The organism is Fibrobacter sp. UWR3 (assembly GCF_900143055.1).
GTDB lineage: Bacteria > Fibrobacterota > Fibrobacteria > Fibrobacterales > Fibrobacteraceae > Fibrobacter.
The window spans coordinates 443803-461234 of record NZ_FRCW01000001.1 but is presented as its reverse complement, the minus strand read 5'-3'; the positions used below and the strand labels follow the sequence as shown (position 1 = coordinate 461234).

14 protein-coding genes are annotated in these 17432 nt (G+C 55.0%); 6 read left to right on the top strand and 8 right to left on the bottom strand.

Annotated elements, in window-relative coordinates; translation table 11 throughout:
* Positions 1–142: 142 nt before the first annotated feature.
* Together BUA44_RS02135 and BUA44_RS02130 are read left to right on the top strand one after the other, a co-directional pair.
* Entirely contained in the window at positions 143–2098 is a 1956-nt protein-coding gene (locus BUA44_RS02135) for a formylglycine-generating enzyme family protein (RefSeq protein ID WP_072807924.1), read from the top strand.
* Positions 2095–3168, top strand: coding sequence for a histidine phosphatase family protein (locus tag BUA44_RS02130; RefSeq protein ID WP_143151822.1), 1074 nt, complete (start codon positions 2095–2097; stop codon positions 3166–3168). The genes BUA44_RS02135 and BUA44_RS02130 overlap by 4 nt, the downstream gene beginning before the upstream one ends.
* Here the strand turns inward: BUA44_RS02130 and BUA44_RS02125 are convergent.
* The 5 genes from BUA44_RS02125 to pyrH form a co-directional block, all read right to left on the bottom strand.
* Positions 3165–3530 (bottom strand): hypothetical protein, encoded by a 366-nt coding sequence (locus tag BUA44_RS02125; RefSeq protein ID WP_072807920.1) that lies wholly within the window; start codon positions 3528–3530, stop codon positions 3165–3167. The two genes, BUA44_RS02130 and BUA44_RS02125, sit on opposite strands and share 4 nt — an antisense overlap.
* A 16-nt stretch (positions 3531–3546) precedes the next feature.
* Positions 3547–4428 carry a phosphatidate cytidylyltransferase gene (locus tag BUA44_RS02120; protein ID WP_072807918.1) on the bottom strand — a complete coding sequence of 294 codons (882 nt, stop codon included), beginning with the start codon at positions 4426–4428 and terminating at the stop codon, positions 3547–3549.
* On the bottom strand, positions 4421–5131 hold the full coding sequence (locus tag BUA44_RS02115) for an isoprenyl transferase (protein ID WP_072807916.1): 711 nt from the start codon (positions 5129–5131) through the stop codon (positions 4421–4423). Before BUA44_RS02115 ends, BUA44_RS02120 begins: the two co-directional genes overlap by 8 nt.
* A gap of 12 nt (positions 5132–5143) precedes the next feature.
* The gene (gene frr, locus BUA44_RS02110) at positions 5144–5677 is read right to left on the bottom strand and encodes a ribosome recycling factor (protein WP_072807914.1); all 534 of its coding nucleotides are present in this window, start codon (positions 5675–5677) and stop codon (positions 5144–5146) included.
* Positions 5678–5762: 85 nt separating this feature from the next.
* Entirely contained in the window at positions 5763–6467 is a 705-nt protein-coding gene (gene pyrH, locus BUA44_RS02105) for a UMP kinase (RefSeq protein ID WP_072807911.1), read from the bottom strand.
* Between the two features lie 147 nt (positions 6468–6614).
* Between pyrH and BUA44_RS02100 the strand changes: the two genes are divergently transcribed.
* Positions 6615–8492 (top strand): M6 family metalloprotease domain-containing protein, encoded by a 1878-nt coding sequence (locus tag BUA44_RS02100; RefSeq protein ID WP_072808020.1) that lies wholly within the window; start codon positions 6615–6617, stop codon positions 8490–8492.
* 6 nt (positions 8493–8498) lie between these two features.
* On the opposite strand, the gene BUA44_RS02095 is transcribed toward BUA44_RS02100, so the two are convergent.
* Together BUA44_RS02095 and BUA44_RS02090 are read right to left on the bottom strand one after the other, a co-directional pair.
* Positions 8499–9347, bottom strand: a complete 849-nt coding sequence (locus BUA44_RS02095) for a nucleotidyl transferase AbiEii/AbiGii toxin family protein (protein ID WP_072807909.1) — start codon at positions 9345–9347, stop codon at positions 8499–8501.
* Positions 9344–9931 (bottom strand): type IV toxin-antitoxin system AbiEi family antitoxin domain-containing protein, encoded by a 588-nt coding sequence (locus tag BUA44_RS02090; protein ID WP_072808017.1) that lies wholly within the window; start codon positions 9929–9931, stop codon positions 9344–9346. The genes BUA44_RS02095 and BUA44_RS02090 overlap by 4 nt, the downstream gene beginning before the upstream one ends.
* A 353-nt stretch (positions 9932–10284) precedes the next feature.
* On the opposite strand from BUA44_RS02090, the gene BUA44_RS02085 reads away from it, so the two are divergent.
* The 3 genes from BUA44_RS02085 to BUA44_RS02075 are packed head-to-tail and all read left to right on the top strand — an operon-like array spanning position 10285 to position 13913.
* The gene (locus BUA44_RS02085) at positions 10285–11166 is read left to right on the top strand and encodes an electron transfer flavoprotein subunit beta/FixA family protein (RefSeq protein ID WP_072807907.1); all 882 of its coding nucleotides are present in this window, start codon (positions 10285–10287) and stop codon (positions 11164–11166) included.
* Positions 11167–11169: 3 nt separating this feature from the next.
* Positions 11170–12195, top strand: coding sequence for an electron transfer flavoprotein subunit alpha/FixB family protein (locus BUA44_RS02080; RefSeq protein WP_072807905.1), 1026 nt, complete (start codon positions 11170–11172; stop codon positions 12193–12195).
* Positions 12196–12200: 5 nt separating this feature from the next.
* A complete protein-coding gene (locus BUA44_RS02075; protein ID WP_072807902.1) occupies positions 12201–13913 on the top strand; it encodes an acyl-CoA dehydrogenase family protein in 1713 nt (570 codons plus the stop codon).
* 257 nt (positions 13914–14170) lie between these two features.
* On the opposite strand, the gene BUA44_RS02070 is transcribed toward BUA44_RS02075, so the two are convergent.
* Positions 14171–17374: an EAL domain-containing protein gene (locus BUA44_RS02070; RefSeq protein WP_255370423.1), complete on the bottom strand. Its 3204-nt coding sequence runs from the start codon at positions 17372–17374 to the stop codon at positions 14171–14173.
* Between the last annotated feature and the right edge of the window lie 58 nt (positions 17375–17432).

The window sequence follows — 17432 nt, the reverse complement described above, 5'->3', positions numbered from 1 at the left end:
TCAAAAAAATAGAAATTAATATTCGGGCTTTTCGCGCAAATTCGGCAATTGTCCACACATCTACTAAAATTTACAGACGCATTCGGCATTTTTAGATTATTTTAAAAGCGGGTAATGGTTATGGACTCGAAGGAGGTGCGCTATGCGCATGCGCTTTTCGGGTGTTTTAGCGGCGTCGATAATCGCCGCTGGGGTGTTCTGGAGCTGCTCGGAATCTTCCGACGGCGTTTCTGTTCCAGAGGGTGAACTCTTTTCCAATTCATTTGCAGGCGATACCGGCGACTATCCGGGAGACGAACTGTCTTCGGGAGGGATGCCCGCAGTTTCTTCGGGAGAACTGCCCGCGACCTCATCGGGCGCGGAGCCGACAAGCGCAGGCTCGGCGCCCAGCTCGAGCACGAACATTGCAGGCTCGAGCGGGAACGTTCCCGGCAGTTCGGGCGGTTTCGGGCCCGGCAGTTCAAGCAGCACCGGCGCGGGTCCGGAATACTCCTACGTGGCACCGGCCACCTTCGCCGACACCGTAAACGGCGCGGTATTCAGCATGGTGTATGTCGCGGGTGGCACGTACACGCGCGGGTGCGACAACTGCGCCGAGCAGGACAAGATTTACGAGACGCCTGCGCACAAAGTAACGGTAGATGCCTACCACATCGCGAATACCGAAGTCACCATCGGGCAATGGAACGCAGTGATGGGCGGCAAGAAAAACGCCTGGGAATCGGACAAAGCTCCCAAAATCGGCGTAAGCTGGTTCGACGCGAACAGTTTCGCCTGCAAGCTCGGGCAACTTTCGGGCCACCAGTACCGCCTGCTGACCGATGCCGAATGGGAATTCGCGGCACGTGGCGGCAAGGACGGCGTTGCAGACAACTTCAAGTTTTCGGGCAGCAACAGCGTCGATGACGTGGCATGGTATTCCGAGAACAGCGGCGGCAAGGCGCACGACGTGGCGACCAAGAAGCCGAACAAGCTCGGGCTCTACGACATGAGCGGGAACTCGTGGGAATGGGTCTACGACTGGCTCGTGGGCTATACCGCGGGCGAAAAGGTGAATCCGGTGCAACTCACGGGTAGCGGGAACAAGACGCGCCGCGGCGGGAGTTACGGCGAACCGGCGGAATTCGCGCGGGTGAGCCGTCGCGCCATCCGCAGCCGCGATGGCGCCGCCGACATGGGATTCCGTATCGGCATGTCGGCGGAACTCCCGCCGGGCATGGTGAGCCCCTGCGAAGCGGCGAACCCTTCGGCCGCCGCCTGCCAGGGCGACAAGAACCGCGACTGCCGCCTGATTACCGCGGCCGACGAGGCATGGATAAGCGACGACTACACCGTAGTCATCGCCGAAGACGGCAACGCGGCGGTTTCGGGATTCCCGAACGTGTCGGGGCAGTGGTACACGCTCAACAACCGCAGTTTTAACGTGGTCACACGGAGCGGCACCAAGACATACGCTTACTACATCTTTAGCCAGGACGAAATGACGATGATCAGCGACGACGGAATTCCGTACCGCCTGTATCGCCGCTCCATGAGCGAGGCGAAAAACAAGGTCACGCTCACTTCCGCAAGCAACCCGAAAACGCTTGCACAGCTAATTGCCGCGGTGGAACCCGAGCGCCTCGTGACCGACGAGCAGCTCGCCCACCCCGACACGAGCGTGCGCGACCCGCGCATCGCCGCCGCAAGCGGATACACCTGGTTCTTCGACGGCCGCTGCTGCGGGGGCAACCACAAGTACCGTTTCCATCTCGATAAAAACGGTGACGCCGAATTCGTGGTAATGGACTACGACGACACGCATCACGAGAACATCCTCGCGAAGGGGCGCTGGTTCACCGTAGGGAACATCGGGCTCCACATCGTCCTGAACGGCAAGTACTTCAACTACCTCTACACCGCGGGCGAACGCACCATGAGCTACAGCGAGTACATGCCGGCAGGGCCCATATTCTGCCATATCTCGTTCCAGAGCTACGAACGCGGGGACTTCCGCATTTTCAACAAGACTGTATTCGACGACAAGATCAAGCGCCCGCGCGGCTTCAACGGTGAAAACCCGGTGTACGAGGCGGGCGAATACCAGTGGGGTTCATGATGCGCGCCTTCACTCTCGCCATCTTCACTGCAGGCGCATTCGTTGCCTGCAACGATTCGGGCACGTCGTCAACCGACACGCAGTCAACCGAAATTGAATCGAGCGCAGACGGCCTTGACATTTCTGACTCCGATAAATTGTTTGGGGGGTCATCTGCGCAAGATTCACCGGAAGGGCCTGTAGCCACCACATCCTCATCGGCCCTTCCGGCTCGCTTTTCCAGCGGGCAATACGACCCGCCGCACGCCTCTCCGGCAGAGTCCTCCTCTTCGGTGGAACCCTTTCCGGAATCTTCGAGTTCCGCAGAATCCTCCGGTTCCGCGCCCGCAGTAACGGAAATCGCGCTCGACAAGGACGGCTTCGCGACGGTCGCCGATGTCTACAGGAGTCTAGCGCCTAGCGAGAAGGCGGTTTTCATCATACGCCATTCCGAACGCGAAGACGCCGTGACCATCGAGACGGAACTCACCGCAAACGGCGTGAAGATGGCACAGGATTTGGGAGCAACACTCAAGAGCGACGAGGAATTCAGCTACATCACCTCGGGATTCGTGCGCACGAACGAGACTGCGAACAACATATCAAAGGGGCGCGGAGAAGCGAACCTCCCGAAGCTCATCACGAACTACGACATTACCGGCAACTGGTTCCTGAAAATTTCTGCGGACTCGCTCGCTCAATACGCCTCAAAGCTCGGCATGCAGGGAAGTTCCGTCGAGCTCATGGCCCACTGGGCATACGGAGAACCCTACCCCGACGCACTCTACGAACTTGAGCCCCGCGCCCAGGAATTCATGGAGAAAGTAATCCTCAAGAACTTGCCCAAGTGGAAGCGCGTGAGCATCATGGTATCGCACGATATATTCGTAATGCCCCTGGCCGTGTTCGGTTCCGGAGGGAAGGTCGCCCTCAAGTACCACGAGGACTATCACTGGATAAACTACATCGCAGGTCTCGCAGTCATCATCGACTCGCAGAACAACCTGCGGTATGTTCCCGTGAAGGGGGCAGATTCAGGAGTTATCGACTATCTCGCCATCTACATGGCGGAACACGGAATAAAGCGCTAGTTGTCCATGTTCTGGTAGAACAGGCAATCTTCCATAACCTTTTCGAAGAACTCGTCGCGGTTCACGCCCGTATAGGTCGTGTCGTCGTCTTCCATGTGGTACGCTTTCGTATATGCCTTGTAATCGACCGTCGTCTCGTCAACCCAGGTATATTCGTCGATGTATTCCCAAGTTGAATACTTGTACTTCCAAACATTATCTTCTTTTGCGAAGTTGCAGCCCGCATCCAGTTTGCCGTCATCCTTCTTGCCACCGTTATCCGTAGCGGGATTGCTTTCCCCGGAAGTCGGATTGGAATCATCATCACCACAAGCAGCGAGAGTCATAGCAGCGGCGAAGGCAAAAACGAGAAACTTTTTCATTTTTCTTCCTTGACTTTTAGGCAATATTCTTGAAGAAATCCATCAGCAGCACGAGCATCGGGGCCGCGAGGTAGAACGAATCGCAGCGGTCGAGCACGCCGCCGTGCCCCACGAACAGGTTGCCCGAATCCTTGGTGCCGCTCCAGCGCTTGAGGGCGCTCATCAGGAGGTCACCCGCCTGGCCCGCGACAGTAATCAGGAGTCCAAGCACGACCGCGAGCGTCCAGTCGAGCCGCACGTCGAAAACCGCAAGGGCGGAACTGCACTTGGCCCAGTAGGCGACCCACGCGATAGTTGCGACAGAACCGGCAATGGAGCCTTCCCAAGTCTTCTTGGGACTGATGTTCGGAGCGAACGGATGGCGTCCGAAGGGACCCTTGCCCGCAGCAAACTTTCCGAAGAAATACGCGACCGTATCGCACAGCCACACGGAGGTCATCACGAGGATAAACGGATAGCAGTGTTCGAGACCCTGTCCGTTGCCCATCATCTGCACGTTGATACCACCCCAAAGTCCGAGGTAGAGCGGGGCCGCAAGGTGCATCACCATCCAGGGGAACATGTGATCGATTTCGACCTTCGCGTAAGCGATGGCGATATACAGGCCAAACACAATCATCGCCGTCATCCCGACAACGTAAGGCACGGCGGTCAGCCCGAAGAACCCGCCCGAGGCGAGCGCCCAGGCTAGCGTGAGGGCAAAGCTTGCCGCAAACGAGAGGTAGCGCATGTCGGGGCCCTTGTACATCTTGGAGACCATGCCTGCCCATTCCCAGGCGCCCACGCCCGCAAGGAAGCACATGAGGCCAATACGGCTGTAGTCGCAGAACCACAGCAACACGAACACTATAGGAATGGCGATAAACGCCGTCAACAAACGCTGAGCCAAGTTACTCATGCAACACCTTCCCAAACCTTCTTTCGCGGGTTTTGAAAAACTCAACGGCCTTCAGGAACTCTTCCTTGGTAAAGTCGGGCCACAGCGTGTCCGTCACGTAGAACTCGCTGTAGGCGGCCTGCCAGAGCAGGTAGTTCGAAAGCCTGAACTCGCCACCGGTACGGATAACCAGGTCCGGATCGGGCGCGCCCTTCAAATACAAATTCTTCGCGAACACGTTCTCGTCGATGTCCTCGATCTTGAGCGTACCCGCCTGCACCTGCGTGGCGATAGCCTTCGCGGCATCCACGATTTCCAGGCGTCCACCATAGGATATGGCGAGGTTCAGCTGCATGCCGGTATTGTTCGCCGTCTTGTCGATGGCGGACTGGAGCGATGCGCGCGGCTTTTCGGGCAGGCGTTCCATGTTCCCGATAACCTTGAGCTTCACGTTCTTCTCCATGAGGTCGGGGATTTCCTTCACCACCATCTCGATGAGGAGGTTCATCAGGTAATCCACTTCCTTGCTGGGCCTGCCCCAGTTCTCGGAACTGAAAACGTAGAGGGTCATGTGCTCGAGTTTCAGGTTCACGCCGACTTCCACCGCGTCGATGGTGGCCTGCGTGCCCTTGCGGTGCCCGAGAAAACGTTCTAGCCCGCGGCTACGGGCCCAACGCCCATTGCCGTCCATGATAATCGCAACATGTCTGAGCTGGTTCGCCACGGCCGCCCCGGACTACACCTTGAGGATGTCCGCTTCCTTCTCGGCGAGAAGCGCGTCAATCTGCGCGATAGCCTTGTCGGTCGCCTTCTGGATTTCGTCCTGCTGCTTCTTGACTTCGTCTTCGGGCAGGTCCTTGTTCTTCTTGATGGCGTCGTTCGCATCGCGGCGGATGTTGCGGATTGCCACGCGGCCTTCTTCGGCATGCTTGCGCACGATCTTCGCAAGTTCCTGGCGACGTTCCGTAGTGAGGATGGGGAGCGACACGCGGATGCAGTTGCCGTCCTTCATCGGGGTAAGGCCGATGTTCGCGGCGAGGATAGCCTTGTCAATCGGGTCCACCATGGTCTTTTCCCACGGGGTCACGAGAAGCATGCGCGGTTCGGGCACAGAGACCTTGGCCACCTGCGAAATCGGGGTCGGGGTTCCGTAGTAGTCAACGCGCACGTCGTTCAGGATTGCAGGGGTCGCCTTGCCGGCGCGGACCTTCGCAAATTCACGTTCGGTGGCCTCGATGGCCTTGTCCATTTTTTCGGTATAGTCTGCCATAGTTCGTTCCTAGTCACTAGTCATTAGTCACTAGTTAGTTAAGAGTTGATGGTTTGTTTCCGTAGTTAAATATAAGTAAAAATCCCTAGCAGTGGACCAGCGTGCCGAGGTCGCCTTCGATGGCCGCGCGGGTCAAATTGCCCTTTTCCATCTTGAACACGAAGATGGGCATGTTGTTTTCCATGCAGAGGGCGACGGCTGCGGTATCCATGACCTTGAGGCCGCGGGAAATGACTTCCTTGTAGCTGATGTCGTCGAAGCGGGTCGCGGTCGGGTCCTTGACCGGGTCTGCGGTGTAGATGCCGTCGACCTTGGTGGCCTTCATGATGACGTCGCATTCGCTTTCGATGGCGCGGAGAGCGGCGCAGCTGTCGGTAGTAAAGAACGGGTTGCCCGTGCCTGCAGAGAAGATGACGACGGAGCCCGCGGAAAGGAGCTTCAAAGCCTTGCGGCGGTCGAAGAATTCGCAGACCGGTTCCATGCGGATGGCGGACATCACCACCGAGTCGATTCCCTGCTTGTCGAGGGCGTCCTGCATGGCGAGGCCGTTCATCACGGTGCCGAGCATGCCCATGGCATCGCCCTGGGCGCGGTTCATGCCGCCTGCAGATGCAGAAATGCCGCGGACAAGGTTGCCACCGCCAATCACGAGCGCGACCTGCACGCCCTGCTTGACGATGGAGGCAATTTCGGATGCCATGTCGAAGAGAATAGTATTGTCGATACCGTGGCCCTTTTCGCCTGCGAGGGCTTCGCCACTGAGTTTCAAGAGAATGCGTTTGAATTTCATATCCGAAAATGTAATAAAATGCGGGGAGGAAAAACAAACAACAAATTATTACACGTCTTTAACACGGATTCTTTGCTACAGGCAACCGCTTCGTCCCAAAAAAGAATATATTAACACCGGGTGTATGATTCTCGCAGAGGGATGTTTATGAAAAACAGGATTCCGTTTTTTGGTCTTATCGCACTGATGCTACCCGCGATGGCGTTCGCCGACATCGTGTACCAGGGGAAGCGCGTCCAGGCATGGCCCGCCGAGGCCATGCCCACGTTCAACAACCGCACCCTCATGAAAACGACCGCGGTCACGACCAAGAGCCACTACGCCGCCCCCAAGGGCAAAATCTACAGTCTCACGCTCCTCGTCGATTTCTCGGACAAGCCCGCCCCCGTTACAGTGGACGAAGTCGAGGAATGGCTGAACAAGGAAGGCTTCAACAGGGACGGTTGCAACGGTTCCGTGCGCGACTACTACCTCGACGTTTCGAACGGACAACTGGACCTCACGAACGAAGTCTACGGCTGGTACCGCGCAAAGCACCCTAAATCATGGTACGAAGGTTTGCAAGGATACTCGGGTTCCGATTCGCTCATGAAAGAAGTCTTTGAGTATTTCGACCCCCAGGTAGATTTTTCACGCTACGACAACGACAAGGACGGCACCACCGAAGCCATAAACATCGTGTACGCAGGCCCCGGACAGACATGGGGGCAGGGCCTGTGGCCGCATTCCGGATGGTCCAACGAAAGGCGCGACGGCGTAAAGCTCACGCACCACCAGATGACGGACATGCCCGGCAAGTTCTCCATTTACGTATTCGTGCACGAAAGCGGGCACATGATTTTCGGCTGGCCGGACCTCTACTGGTACGGCGACTACTGTACCATGGGTAACCGCGCGAACGACCTGAACCCGGTGGCGATAAACGACTTCTACCGTGCGGACCAGGGCTGGATTCCGTTCGTGGACATCACGAGCGACGATGTAAACAACGTAACAAGCCTTGAAGTTTCCAGGCCTGGCGAATTCTGCTACCGCTACAAGAACCCCGCAAGGCCGAACCAGGAAGGTTTAGTTTGGTCTTACGTACGCAACACGGGCCGCAACAAGGTACTCGCTGGGAGCGGGCTCTTGATGCAGCATTACGACTTTTCGATTGAAGGCAATTCCGCTGCAGACAAAATCGGACTCCGAATCGTGCATGCCAGCGCTGCAGGAAAATCGAGCGACAATCCCGGCGACCAGTGGCCAAGCCCGGGCAGCACCGCCAACACGTTCTTCAAGAGCGGAACCTACGCGGAATTTTCAGATGACGCCTACCCCGCTATCCGCTGGTATAACGGTTCCAAGACGGGATTGAAAATCACCGACATCGGGACGCCCGGAGAGACGCTCACGTTCTGCATCGGCGAGAACTGCTCCGAGCCTTCGTCCAGTTCGTCGGAGCCTGCATCCAGCAGTTCTGTCGAAATCACCGTCCAGAAAATCGCGCTCGAAACGACGCTCCCGATAAGTGACAGCTATGCGCCCGTAACGCTCGACCTGAACGGCAATGAAGTTGCGAGCATCTTCGGAATCAAGCGAACCGAAATTGAAGACAAAGTAGAATTCTACGGAGTGGAACCCGACGGAACGCTCAACAGCCAAACGACCGGCGAAGGCACCGGCCACTGGTTCGACAATGGCGGCAAAATCGCGACCTGGGACCCGAACGGCACGAGCATCGTATTCTCCAACATAGACCTTTCGACCATGACCACGAAAATCGGCCACATGCCGAACAAGGTCAAGGGCGGGGACACCTTCACCGTAAGGCAGGCTCTCGTTTACGGGAGCAAGCAGGTCACCTTCGAAATCAAGGTGACAATCGAAGGCGGCACCACCATCATCCGCAATATAGAGAAGGCTCGCCACGGCAAGCCCGGGAACAGGATATTCAACGTGCTCGGCCAGCCCGTAGGGGTGCGCAACGCCAACGGCACCCTCCCCGACCTGCCCAAGGGCGTTTACGTGGAAGTGGCAAAATAGAAATCGCTATGCCAGGACGCTATTGAGCAGGTTCCGCACCGATCCCACGACCGTTTCAAACGGAATCCCCTTGGCATAATTAAATGTTTTGCAATACTTTTCCCATAAGCGGCGAACATTGTCGCTTTGTGAGATAACATTCAAACGCTGAGCATATTCCTGCGTCACAATATCCATCGTTTGGCGGTGTTTCGAGGTAGCAAGCAAGGCGCGCTTCAACGTTTCGACATCAAACCCAACAGACTTTGTCAGCATGTGAACATCATAGTAATCGCGCGGGCGTGTATTGAACGCGCCCCTCGTCACGATGGTTTCCAGCTTTTCAGCCAGCACCGTTTCAATGGGGTAAGAATACACAAGGAAAAGTTCATCAGAAAAAATTTTTCTATATCCAAATATTGCTGGCGCCGGAACAATTGAATCGCCTGTCGTAATATCAATAAAAAGAGGCGTCACTACAGATTCAAAAAAAGCATTCATTCTCAAACAATATCCACCATAGGCATCATCTTTTCTTATAGCATCCGAAGATACAATTTCAAACGTAACACAATCATTCAAATCAATCTTTATAATTTCCTGCATCGCTTCAATAATTTTATCATAGGACATCGGATAGTTGACGATTGTCGTATCGATATCCATCGTTGTACGTTTATCCAAACCAAGAATTAAGGATAAAAGCAAACCACCTTTGATTACAAAGTTTGATGCATATCTTGAGCGAGCGATTCTTTCGGCAAGTCGTTCAAACATAAAATTCTGCATAACAACTTGCGCAGAAATTGCATTGTATTTTGCATAAGCATTTATTTTAGCCTTAAGCCGAGTCGCATTCGGAGTACGTTGTTTCAAATAAGCACCTCCATGTACTGTTTTATTGTCGGATAAATAGACATTGTGGTTGAATATTCGTAGAGTTTAAACAAATCTTTCTGAACGGAACGCGCATAGTTTTTTATAGCGGCAACAACCGTTTCTTCGTCGATGCGTCGACGGCTCCGAACAATATCGCAAACTGTCCGTTCGGCATCATAACAGGGGACATCGTTTCCGAACGTCGTTTTGCGACGGGTTAGGCCTAATTTGAAATAAATTGGCCGGATGTAAAAGCATGAGCACTGTTCCTTGACGGGTTTTGGAAGAACCCTATTGGACGGAACAGTCACCGATTGTTTGAAAGGAGTCCTTTCGGCAAGGCCGTTCAAAAAAAGAGCACTTTCATGCGAAAAAACTATATTCGGATTTTGCAAGTGCAACGCAAACACATCGTCAATAATTGAGTCTGGCAAGGCATACAGGCCGTGCCTAACACGGATTAGTTTATTTTGCTCAACGTATTTAGCAAGCATGGTCTTTGAGATTCCATAACGAACGGCCTGCGCCGTAGTCAACATATCTCCGTTCCTTTTTGCCGCATCTAAAATTGCTTTTTTCATGATACTACCCCCGCGAAAGTTTACTTTTATAACGAAAATATACATCTTTTCGTGTAAAAAGTAAACACAACTCACACACTTATTTTCAAGTTTAAGTGTGCAAGATGTAAATTCATTCATTGACAGGCGGGCATTCATGCCACAAATATACGCCCGACAGGTATTTTGGCGCAATAGGTCGAAACGGGGGACAAAAACGCCGGTCAGCGATTTTATTACAAAAAAAACGTCAATTTTCTTATGCGGAGATGACGTGGGAAAGACCTCTACTGGAGGTCGGGGCGAGGCACCCGATAATTTCTATCTTGTACACAGCAAAACATAAAACGTAAATTCAACACTATAAGGATATAATGAGTCTTAAAATCGTTGTGCTTGCTAAGCAAGTACCTGATACACGAAACGTGGGCCCCGATGCCATGACGGAGCAGGGAACCATCAATCGTGCCGCATTGCCCGCGGTCTTCAACCCCGAAGACCTGAACGCCCTGGAGCAAGCCCTTCGTTTGAAGGACCAGTTCCCGGGTTCCACCATCTCTGTGCTGACGATGGGTCTCCCGAAGTCTGCCGAAGTCGTCCGCGAAGCTCTGTACCGCGGTGCCGACGAGGGTTTCGTGGTGACGGACCGCCCGCTCGGTGGTGCTGACACGCTCGCTACGAGCTACACGCTCGCCCAGGCCGTCAAGAAGATTGGCGACTACGACATCATTCTCGGTGGCCGCCAGGCTATCGACGGCGATACCGCACAGGTCGGTCCGCAGATTGCAGAAAAGCTGGGCCTCACCCAGGTGACCTACGCCGAAGAAATTTTGAGTCTCGACGAGAAGGCCCGCAAGGTCGTGATCCGCCGCCACATCGACGGTGGTGTGGAAACGGTGGAAGCACCGCTCCCGCTGGTCGTGACCGTGAACGGAAGTGCGGCCCCGTGCCGTCCGCGCAACGCGAAGCGCCTCATGAAGTTCAAGAACGCGACTGTGGTTGCCGAACGCAAGCCGGAAGATGCCGAAAAGTATGAAGCCCTCATCGCGAAGAAGCCCTACCTGAACATTCCGCAGTGGGGTGCCGCCGACATCGACGCAGACCCTGCCCAGATCGGTAAGGCCGGTTCGCCGACGAACGTGAAGGCTGTCAAGAACATCGTGTTCAAGGCGAAGGAAAGCCGCACGCTCACCGCAAGCGACGCCGACGTCGAAGGACTTATCAAGGAACTTTTAGACGGGAAGATTATTGGCTAGCCTATGAATAACGTATTTGTATATTGCGAAATTGAGGGCACGACCGTTGTCGATGTTTCCCTCGAACTTTTGTCCAAGGGCCGCAAGCTCGCCAACACGCTCGGCGTTCAGCTCGAATGCATCTGCGCAGGCAAGGGCCTCGACGGAATTGAAAAGCAGGTGTTCCCCTACGGTGTGGACAAGGTCCATGTGTTCGACGCCGAAGGGCTCTTCCCCTACACCACCAACCCGCACGCATCGCTCGTGGTGAACCTCTTCAAGGAAGAGCAGCCGCAGATTTGCCTGCTCGGTGCAACGGTGATTGGCCGTGACCTCGGCCCGCGCATTTCTAGCGCCATGCACAGCGGCCTTACCGCCGACTGTACCGAACTCGAAATCGACAGCTTCGAAATGAGCATCGGCGGCGTGAAGAAGTTCTACGAAAACCAGCTCTGCCAGATTCGCCCGGCATTCGGCGGCAACATCGTCGCAACGATTGTGAACCCGGAGCACCGCCCGCAGATGGCGACGGTGCGCGAAGGCGTGATGAAGAAGGAAATCGTGGACCCGAACTACAAGGGCGAAGTCATCAAGCACGACGTGGCCAAGTACGTGCCGGAAACGGAATACGTGGTCAAGGTGCTCGAACGCCATGTGGAAAAGGCCAAGCACAACCTCAAGGGCGCACCCATCGTGGTGGCCGGTGGTTACGGCATGGGCTCCAAGGAAAACTTCGACATGCTGTTCGAACTGGCGAAGGAACTCCACGCCGAAGTGGGCGCAAGCCGTGCCGCTATCGACGCGGGCTTTGCCGATCATGACCGCCAGATTGGCCAGACCGGCGTGACCGTACGCCCGAAGGTGTATATCGCCTGCGGTATCTCCGGCCAGATTCAGCACCTCGCCGGCATGCAGGATTCAGGAATCATCATCTCCGTGAACTCCGACCCCGACGCCCCGATCAACGCTATCGCTGACTACGTGATCAACGGCACCGTCGAAGAGGTCATCCCGAAGATGATCAAGTATTACAAGGCAAACAACAAGTAGGCGTTATGGCGAATTTTTACACAGACCATCCAGAGATTAAGTTCAACCTTGAAAGTTCTCCTTTGATGCAGCGCATCGTGGAGCTCAAGGAAAACGGCTACGCCGACAAGGACAGCTTTGACTACGCGCCGGAAGACTACGCCGACGCGATAGACAGCTACAACCGCGTGCTCGAAGTCGCAGGCGACATCACCGCGAACACCATCTTCCCGAACTCCGAAGACGTGGACGCCGAAGGCCCCCACTGCGAAGACGGCCGCGTGCGCTACGCAAGCAAGACCTACGAGAACCTGGAAGCCACCCGCAAGGCTGGCCTCAATGGCGTGACCATGCCGCGCCGCTTCGGCGGTCTCAACTTCCCGATTACCGCCTACACGGCCATCAACGAAATGATTGCCTCTGCGGACGCCGGTTTCGAGAACATCTGGTCGTTGCAGGACTGCATCGAGACCTTGTATGAATTCGGCGACGAGGACCAGCGTTCCCGCTTTATCCCGCGCGTGTGCGCCGGCGAGACGATGTCGATGGACTTGACCGAACCCGATGCCGGTTCCGACCTGCAGCGCGTGATGCTCAAGGCCACCTACAGCGAAGCCGACAAGTGCTGGTACCTGAACGGCGTGAAGCGCTTCATCACCAACGGCGACAGCGACATCCACCTGGTGCTCGCCCGCTCCGAAGAAGGCACCCACGACGGTCGCGGCCTTTCGATGTTCATCTACGACAAGCGCGACGGCGGCGTGAACGTGCGCCGTATCGAGAACAAGCTCGGCATCCACGGAAGCCCGACCTGCGAACTTGTCTATAAGAACGCGAAGGCGGAACTCTGCGGCCGCCGCAAGTTCGGTCTCATCAAGTACGTGATGGCCCTCATGAACGGTGCCCGCCTCGGCATTGCCGCTCAGTCCGTGGGTATCAGCCAGATGGCATACAACGAAGCTCTCGCCTACGCCAAGGACCGCAAGCAATTCGGCCAGGCCATCGTGAACTTCCCGGCCGTCTACGAGATGATTTCCAACATCAAGGCACGCCTCGATGCTGGCCGCGCACTCCTGTACCAGACAGCCCGCTATGTAGATATCTACAAGGGCCTCGAGGACATCGAGCGCACCCGCAAGCTCACCGACGAGGAGAAGGCAGAACTCAAGCTCTACCAGAAGCTCGCCAGTGCTTGCACGCCGCTTGCGAAGGGTATGAACTCCGAATACGCCAACTTGAACGCCTACGACAGCATCCAGGTGCACGGCGGTTCCGGCTACATGCTCGAATACGCTTGCCAGCGCCTCTACCGCGATGCACGCATCACCTCCATTTACGAAGGCACGACGCAGCTGCAGACGGTTGCCGCCCTCCCGCACATCACCACCGGCACCTACAGCCAGATGCTCGAGGAACTGGAAGCGGGCGAAGTGGCCGCCGAATACGAGAGCCTCAAGGCCCGCGCTAAGGCCATGGACGCGAAGTTCAACGAAGCTATCGAAACTGTGAAGGCCGCGAACAACAACGAGTTCACCGACCTCTGCAGCCGTCACTTGTACGAACTCGCCGCCAACTGCGTGATGAGCCAGTTGCTCCTCCGCGACGCCACCAAGGCACCGGAACTGTTCGAAAAGAGCATGAAGGTGTACCTGAACATCGCCGAAGCCGAAGTCGCCAAACACTACAACTTCGTGAAGAGCGTGAACGTGGAAGCGATGGAGAGCTACAGGAAGGCTTAATTGACGGCAGGGCGTTCGCGCGCCCTGGTGTCATTCTGGAGGAGCGAAGCTCCGATAGAATAGTGTGCAAGGCGAATCCAGCAAAAATATGCTAGCATATTTTTATTGGTGAGCCGTAGCCACGGACGGCAAAGCCGTCAATCCATGAAATTAAAGGACCTCGGTGATGAACCGGGGTTTTTCCTTTATTCCAAATTTATTTGGAACTATTTCAGCACAACATTTTTCCAAAATTAGCAAACCCGAAGCCAACGGCCCTACCCGCCCTTCGTCGTCTTTATGCATTCGTTCACGAGCTTCAGGATAATGTCGCCCGAATCCGGGTCCATCATCATGTCGAAGGTTGAACGGATGGTAAACTGGTAGCCGTCTATGTCGTAGCTTATGTCGAGCGGGTGCACCATGCACTTGTTCAAGTAATCGAGAATCAGCCGTTCGCGGGTATAGTCCATCGCGTTGCGTACATTGTCTTCGCTCTTCAGCATCAGGGAACTCAGGTAGCTGTAGTGCGTTTCGTAGGTGTACGTTTCGGCCATTTCCTTGGGGATATACGATACGCCGTCCATCCGGAGCACCGGGGAGTTCTTCGTCAGGTTCCAGAATAGGAATCCCTTGTACCCCATATCGTACGACTTCGTGTGAGTCGCCTCGCCCGACGCAAGGAACTTCGCGAAGGCGTCCTTACGGGTAAAGTAATTCTTCATCGCGATATCGTCTTCCGAGACAAACGCCGAGAATATGTGGCCATAGGGCGTATCCTTATAGACGCGGCCCACATGGTATATGCGCTTGATGTTTCCCTTGCCGGTTTTCGTGCGGTAAGAGATTTGCTTTGTCAGGCCGCTATCCTTCTGGAACTGTTCCTTAAGTTCCTCGCCAACTTTCGCATAATCCTCGGGCAAAATAGCATTTCTGAAATTCGCCCCAACAAAATCACGGAACTGTTCTGCACTTTCGCATTCGAATATATCGAGCGCTCGGGCGTTCACGTAAAGAATCTTGCCCGTCATGACATTGATAAGAATGACACCTCCGGGAACGTATTCCATGTAGTTCAACGCCACCTGGTGCAACACTTCCGCATTCTTGATTGCGCCCGAAATCTTCGCCTTTATCATTCCCTTGTCTGTAATAGGCTTGAGGATAAACTGGTATGCGCCCAGGCGGATGCTTTCCTTCGCAAGTTCCAGGTTATCCGTCATCACGACAAAGGGTATCTGCATGTCGCGCCCACTCCCCTGAAATTCCTGGATAAGCTTGAACCCGTCCATCTTCGGGAGGCTCGCATCGAGCAATACAAGCGAAATGTTGTTCCTGTGTTCCAGCAACAGGTCGTGCGCCTGCTCCCCATCCTTGGCGAGAAGCATGTTGTAATCCGCCCGCAAGACGCTCTCGAGGAAGGCCCTGTTCTGCGGATTGCTGTCGGCAAGCAGGATGGTCTTCATTCTCGACGGAAGGAGCGCCCGCTTCTGGCTAGACGATCCGTCGTAGGCGCTCACGTGCGTATTGCGCAGCATCAGGTTGTATATGTGGCAGCCGTTGATATCGGCAACCAGGCTCCCCCTCACGAATACATAGACCCCGTGAGTCGCATACGTCATTTCGCATGGCGACATGTAGGCCATTCTCTCCCCTTCGCGCAGCGTGTAGTACACCGGATTCTGGGGATTGTTCGAGGCATCTTCTACGTCCTTCCTGCTCGTAAACCCGAGGCTCCGGAGCTGTTCCTCATACTGCCGGTTCGCAAACAGGAACTTGAACACCCCGTTTTCGTAGGTCATTATCGACATGGGCGCTTCCACCAGGTAGTCGAGTGCTCCCAATTTCGAGAAAACACCGCGCATTTCCCGATTCTCGGCCAGTATTCCCGTTGTTTCCATGTGCTTCATGGTATCGGCAAGGGGTTGCGGCTTGCCATAGTAGTAGCCCTGCGCCTTCTCGCAGCCGATTTCCTTCAGGAAATCCATCTGCTCCTGCGTCTCGACACCCTCTGCCAGCGTCTTCAGGCCCAGGCACTTCGCCATGCGCACCATCGAACTGATAATGATGCGGGAAACTTCGTTCAGGTTCGAGAGGAACGCCATGTCTATCTTGAGCTCGTCGAACTTGTAGTCCTTGAGGGTATTCAGCGAAGAATATCCGCTCCCGAAATCGTCCATCCAGACTTCGTAACCGGCAAGGCGGAACCGCTCTATTTCCCGCTGGATATACGCGTCCGACGCCATGATGCTCTCCGTAATCTCGACACGGATAAGTTCGTGGTCTATCCCATACTGTGCAAGCGCCCTTTCGACCACCTCGAAAATGTCGCAGCCGACAAAGTCCAGGCGGGAAAGGTTGAACGAGACGGGAACCACCGGGCGGCCGTTATCAAGTTCCGCACGCATTTCCTTGCAGACAAGTTCTATGACATGGCTGTCGAGTTTGTGAATTTGTCTAGAATCCTCGAGTGCCCCGATAAAGACGCCCGGATTCAGGAATCCGTACTGCGGGTCTATCCAGCGGGCAAGCGCCTCCATGCCGCAGAAGGTTTCCGTAATCGTGCGGACTACAGGCTGGTAGTATATCTTGATGTAGCCGTTCGCAATAGCCTCGTCCACATGGCTTATCACGTAGTTCTGCAGCAACAAATCCTTGTGCAGCTGTTCGTCGTAATAGCGGATAAAGCTACCGCCCTTGCCCTTCTGGATACTGCAGGCGAGTTTCGCCTTCTCGCTCGCTTCCAGGAATTCGCCGAACTCCTCTATTTCGCAGACGCCGACATAGAGGTCCATCGATATCTTCGACACGACTCCCCTGACACACCCCCGAATTTCATTCAGCTTGCCCTCGATGTTGCAGATATCCGTTACCACGGCGAAGTGGTCGTTCGCGATACGGCAAATCAGGTCGTTCCCAAACCGTTTCTTGAGGAATGACGCAAAGTATATCAGGAACTCGTCGCCCCTGAGGAAACCGTTCGCGCTATTGTAAAGCGTCATCCCCACGATATCGAAGAACACTAGTCCGGGAGTACCGCCCGCCTCCCTGATATCATTGATGAAGTTCTCGCCGCACAGGCGGCCATATTCCATGTTCGGTAGCCCCGTCAAGGGGTCGAAATAGCGGTCGGTACGTTCACTTATACGTAAAAAGACGGCGTTTTTCCCACGCCAGAGAATCTGGGACTGGTTCAGGATTACGTACTTCCCCGTACGCGGGCTATGGAAAATGGACTCGCTCCTTTCCAGAATCTCGTCAACAGAAATCCTGGCTAGTTCATCTTCCGTGAAGAAGTATTCCTCTAGCTTTATGCCCGGTTCAAAATCCTTTGCGGGTTTCCAGATTCGCGACACCGAGGCGCTTACCATATAGATTTCATGCGTATCCGCATCGAATATGACAAACGGATCCACCTTGTCCGTGTTCAGAAACTCGACGATACCGCCTTCGAATTCCGGATTTCCAATTGAGCCCTGCATCGCCATAACCAAGCCACCTGATAAAGAACACCTTCTTGCTATTCTTACCATTAAACTA

Excerpts from the sequence above, each read along its gene's own strand:
- BUA44_RS02135 (WP_072807924.1), top strand. The coding sequence starts at position 143 with ATGCGCATGCGCTTTTCGGGTGTTTTAGCGGCGTCGATAATCGCCGCT.
- BUA44_RS02130 (WP_143151822.1), top strand. The coding sequence starts at position 2,095 with ATGATGCGCGCCTTCACTCTCGCCATCTTCACTGCAGGCGCATTCGTT.
- BUA44_RS02125 (WP_072807920.1), bottom strand. The coding sequence starts at position 3,530 with ATGAAAAAGTTTCTCGTTTTTGCCTTCGCCGCTGCTATGACTCTCGCT.
- BUA44_RS02120 (WP_072807918.1), bottom strand. The coding sequence starts at position 4,428 with ATGAGTAACTTGGCTCAGCGTTTGTTGACGGCGTTTATCGCCATTCCT.
- frr (WP_072807914.1), bottom strand. The coding sequence starts at position 5,677 with ATGGCAGACTATACCGAAAAAATGGACAAGGCCATCGAGGCCACCGAA.
- pyrH (WP_072807911.1), bottom strand. The coding sequence starts at position 6,467 with ATGAAATTCAAACGCATTCTCTTGAAACTCAGTGGCGAAGCCCTCGCA.
- BUA44_RS02100 (WP_072808020.1), top strand. The coding sequence starts at position 6,615 with ATGAAAAACAGGATTCCGTTTTTTGGTCTTATCGCACTGATGCTACCC.
- BUA44_RS02090 (WP_072808017.1), bottom strand. The coding sequence starts at position 9,931 with ATGAAAAAAGCAATTTTAGATGCGGCAAAAAGGAACGGAGATATGTTG.
- BUA44_RS02085 (WP_072807907.1), top strand. The coding sequence starts at position 10,285 with ATGAGTCTTAAAATCGTTGTGCTTGCTAAGCAAGTACCTGATACACGA.
- BUA44_RS02080 (WP_072807905.1), top strand. The coding sequence starts at position 11,170 with ATGAATAACGTATTTGTATATTGCGAAATTGAGGGCACGACCGTTGTC.
- BUA44_RS02075 (WP_072807902.1), top strand. The coding sequence starts at position 12,201 with ATGGCGAATTTTTACACAGACCATCCAGAGATTAAGTTCAACCTTGAA.
- BUA44_RS02070 (WP_255370423.1), bottom strand. The coding sequence starts at position 17,374 with ATGCAGGGCTCAATTGGAAATCCGGAATTCGAAGGCGGTATCGTCGAG.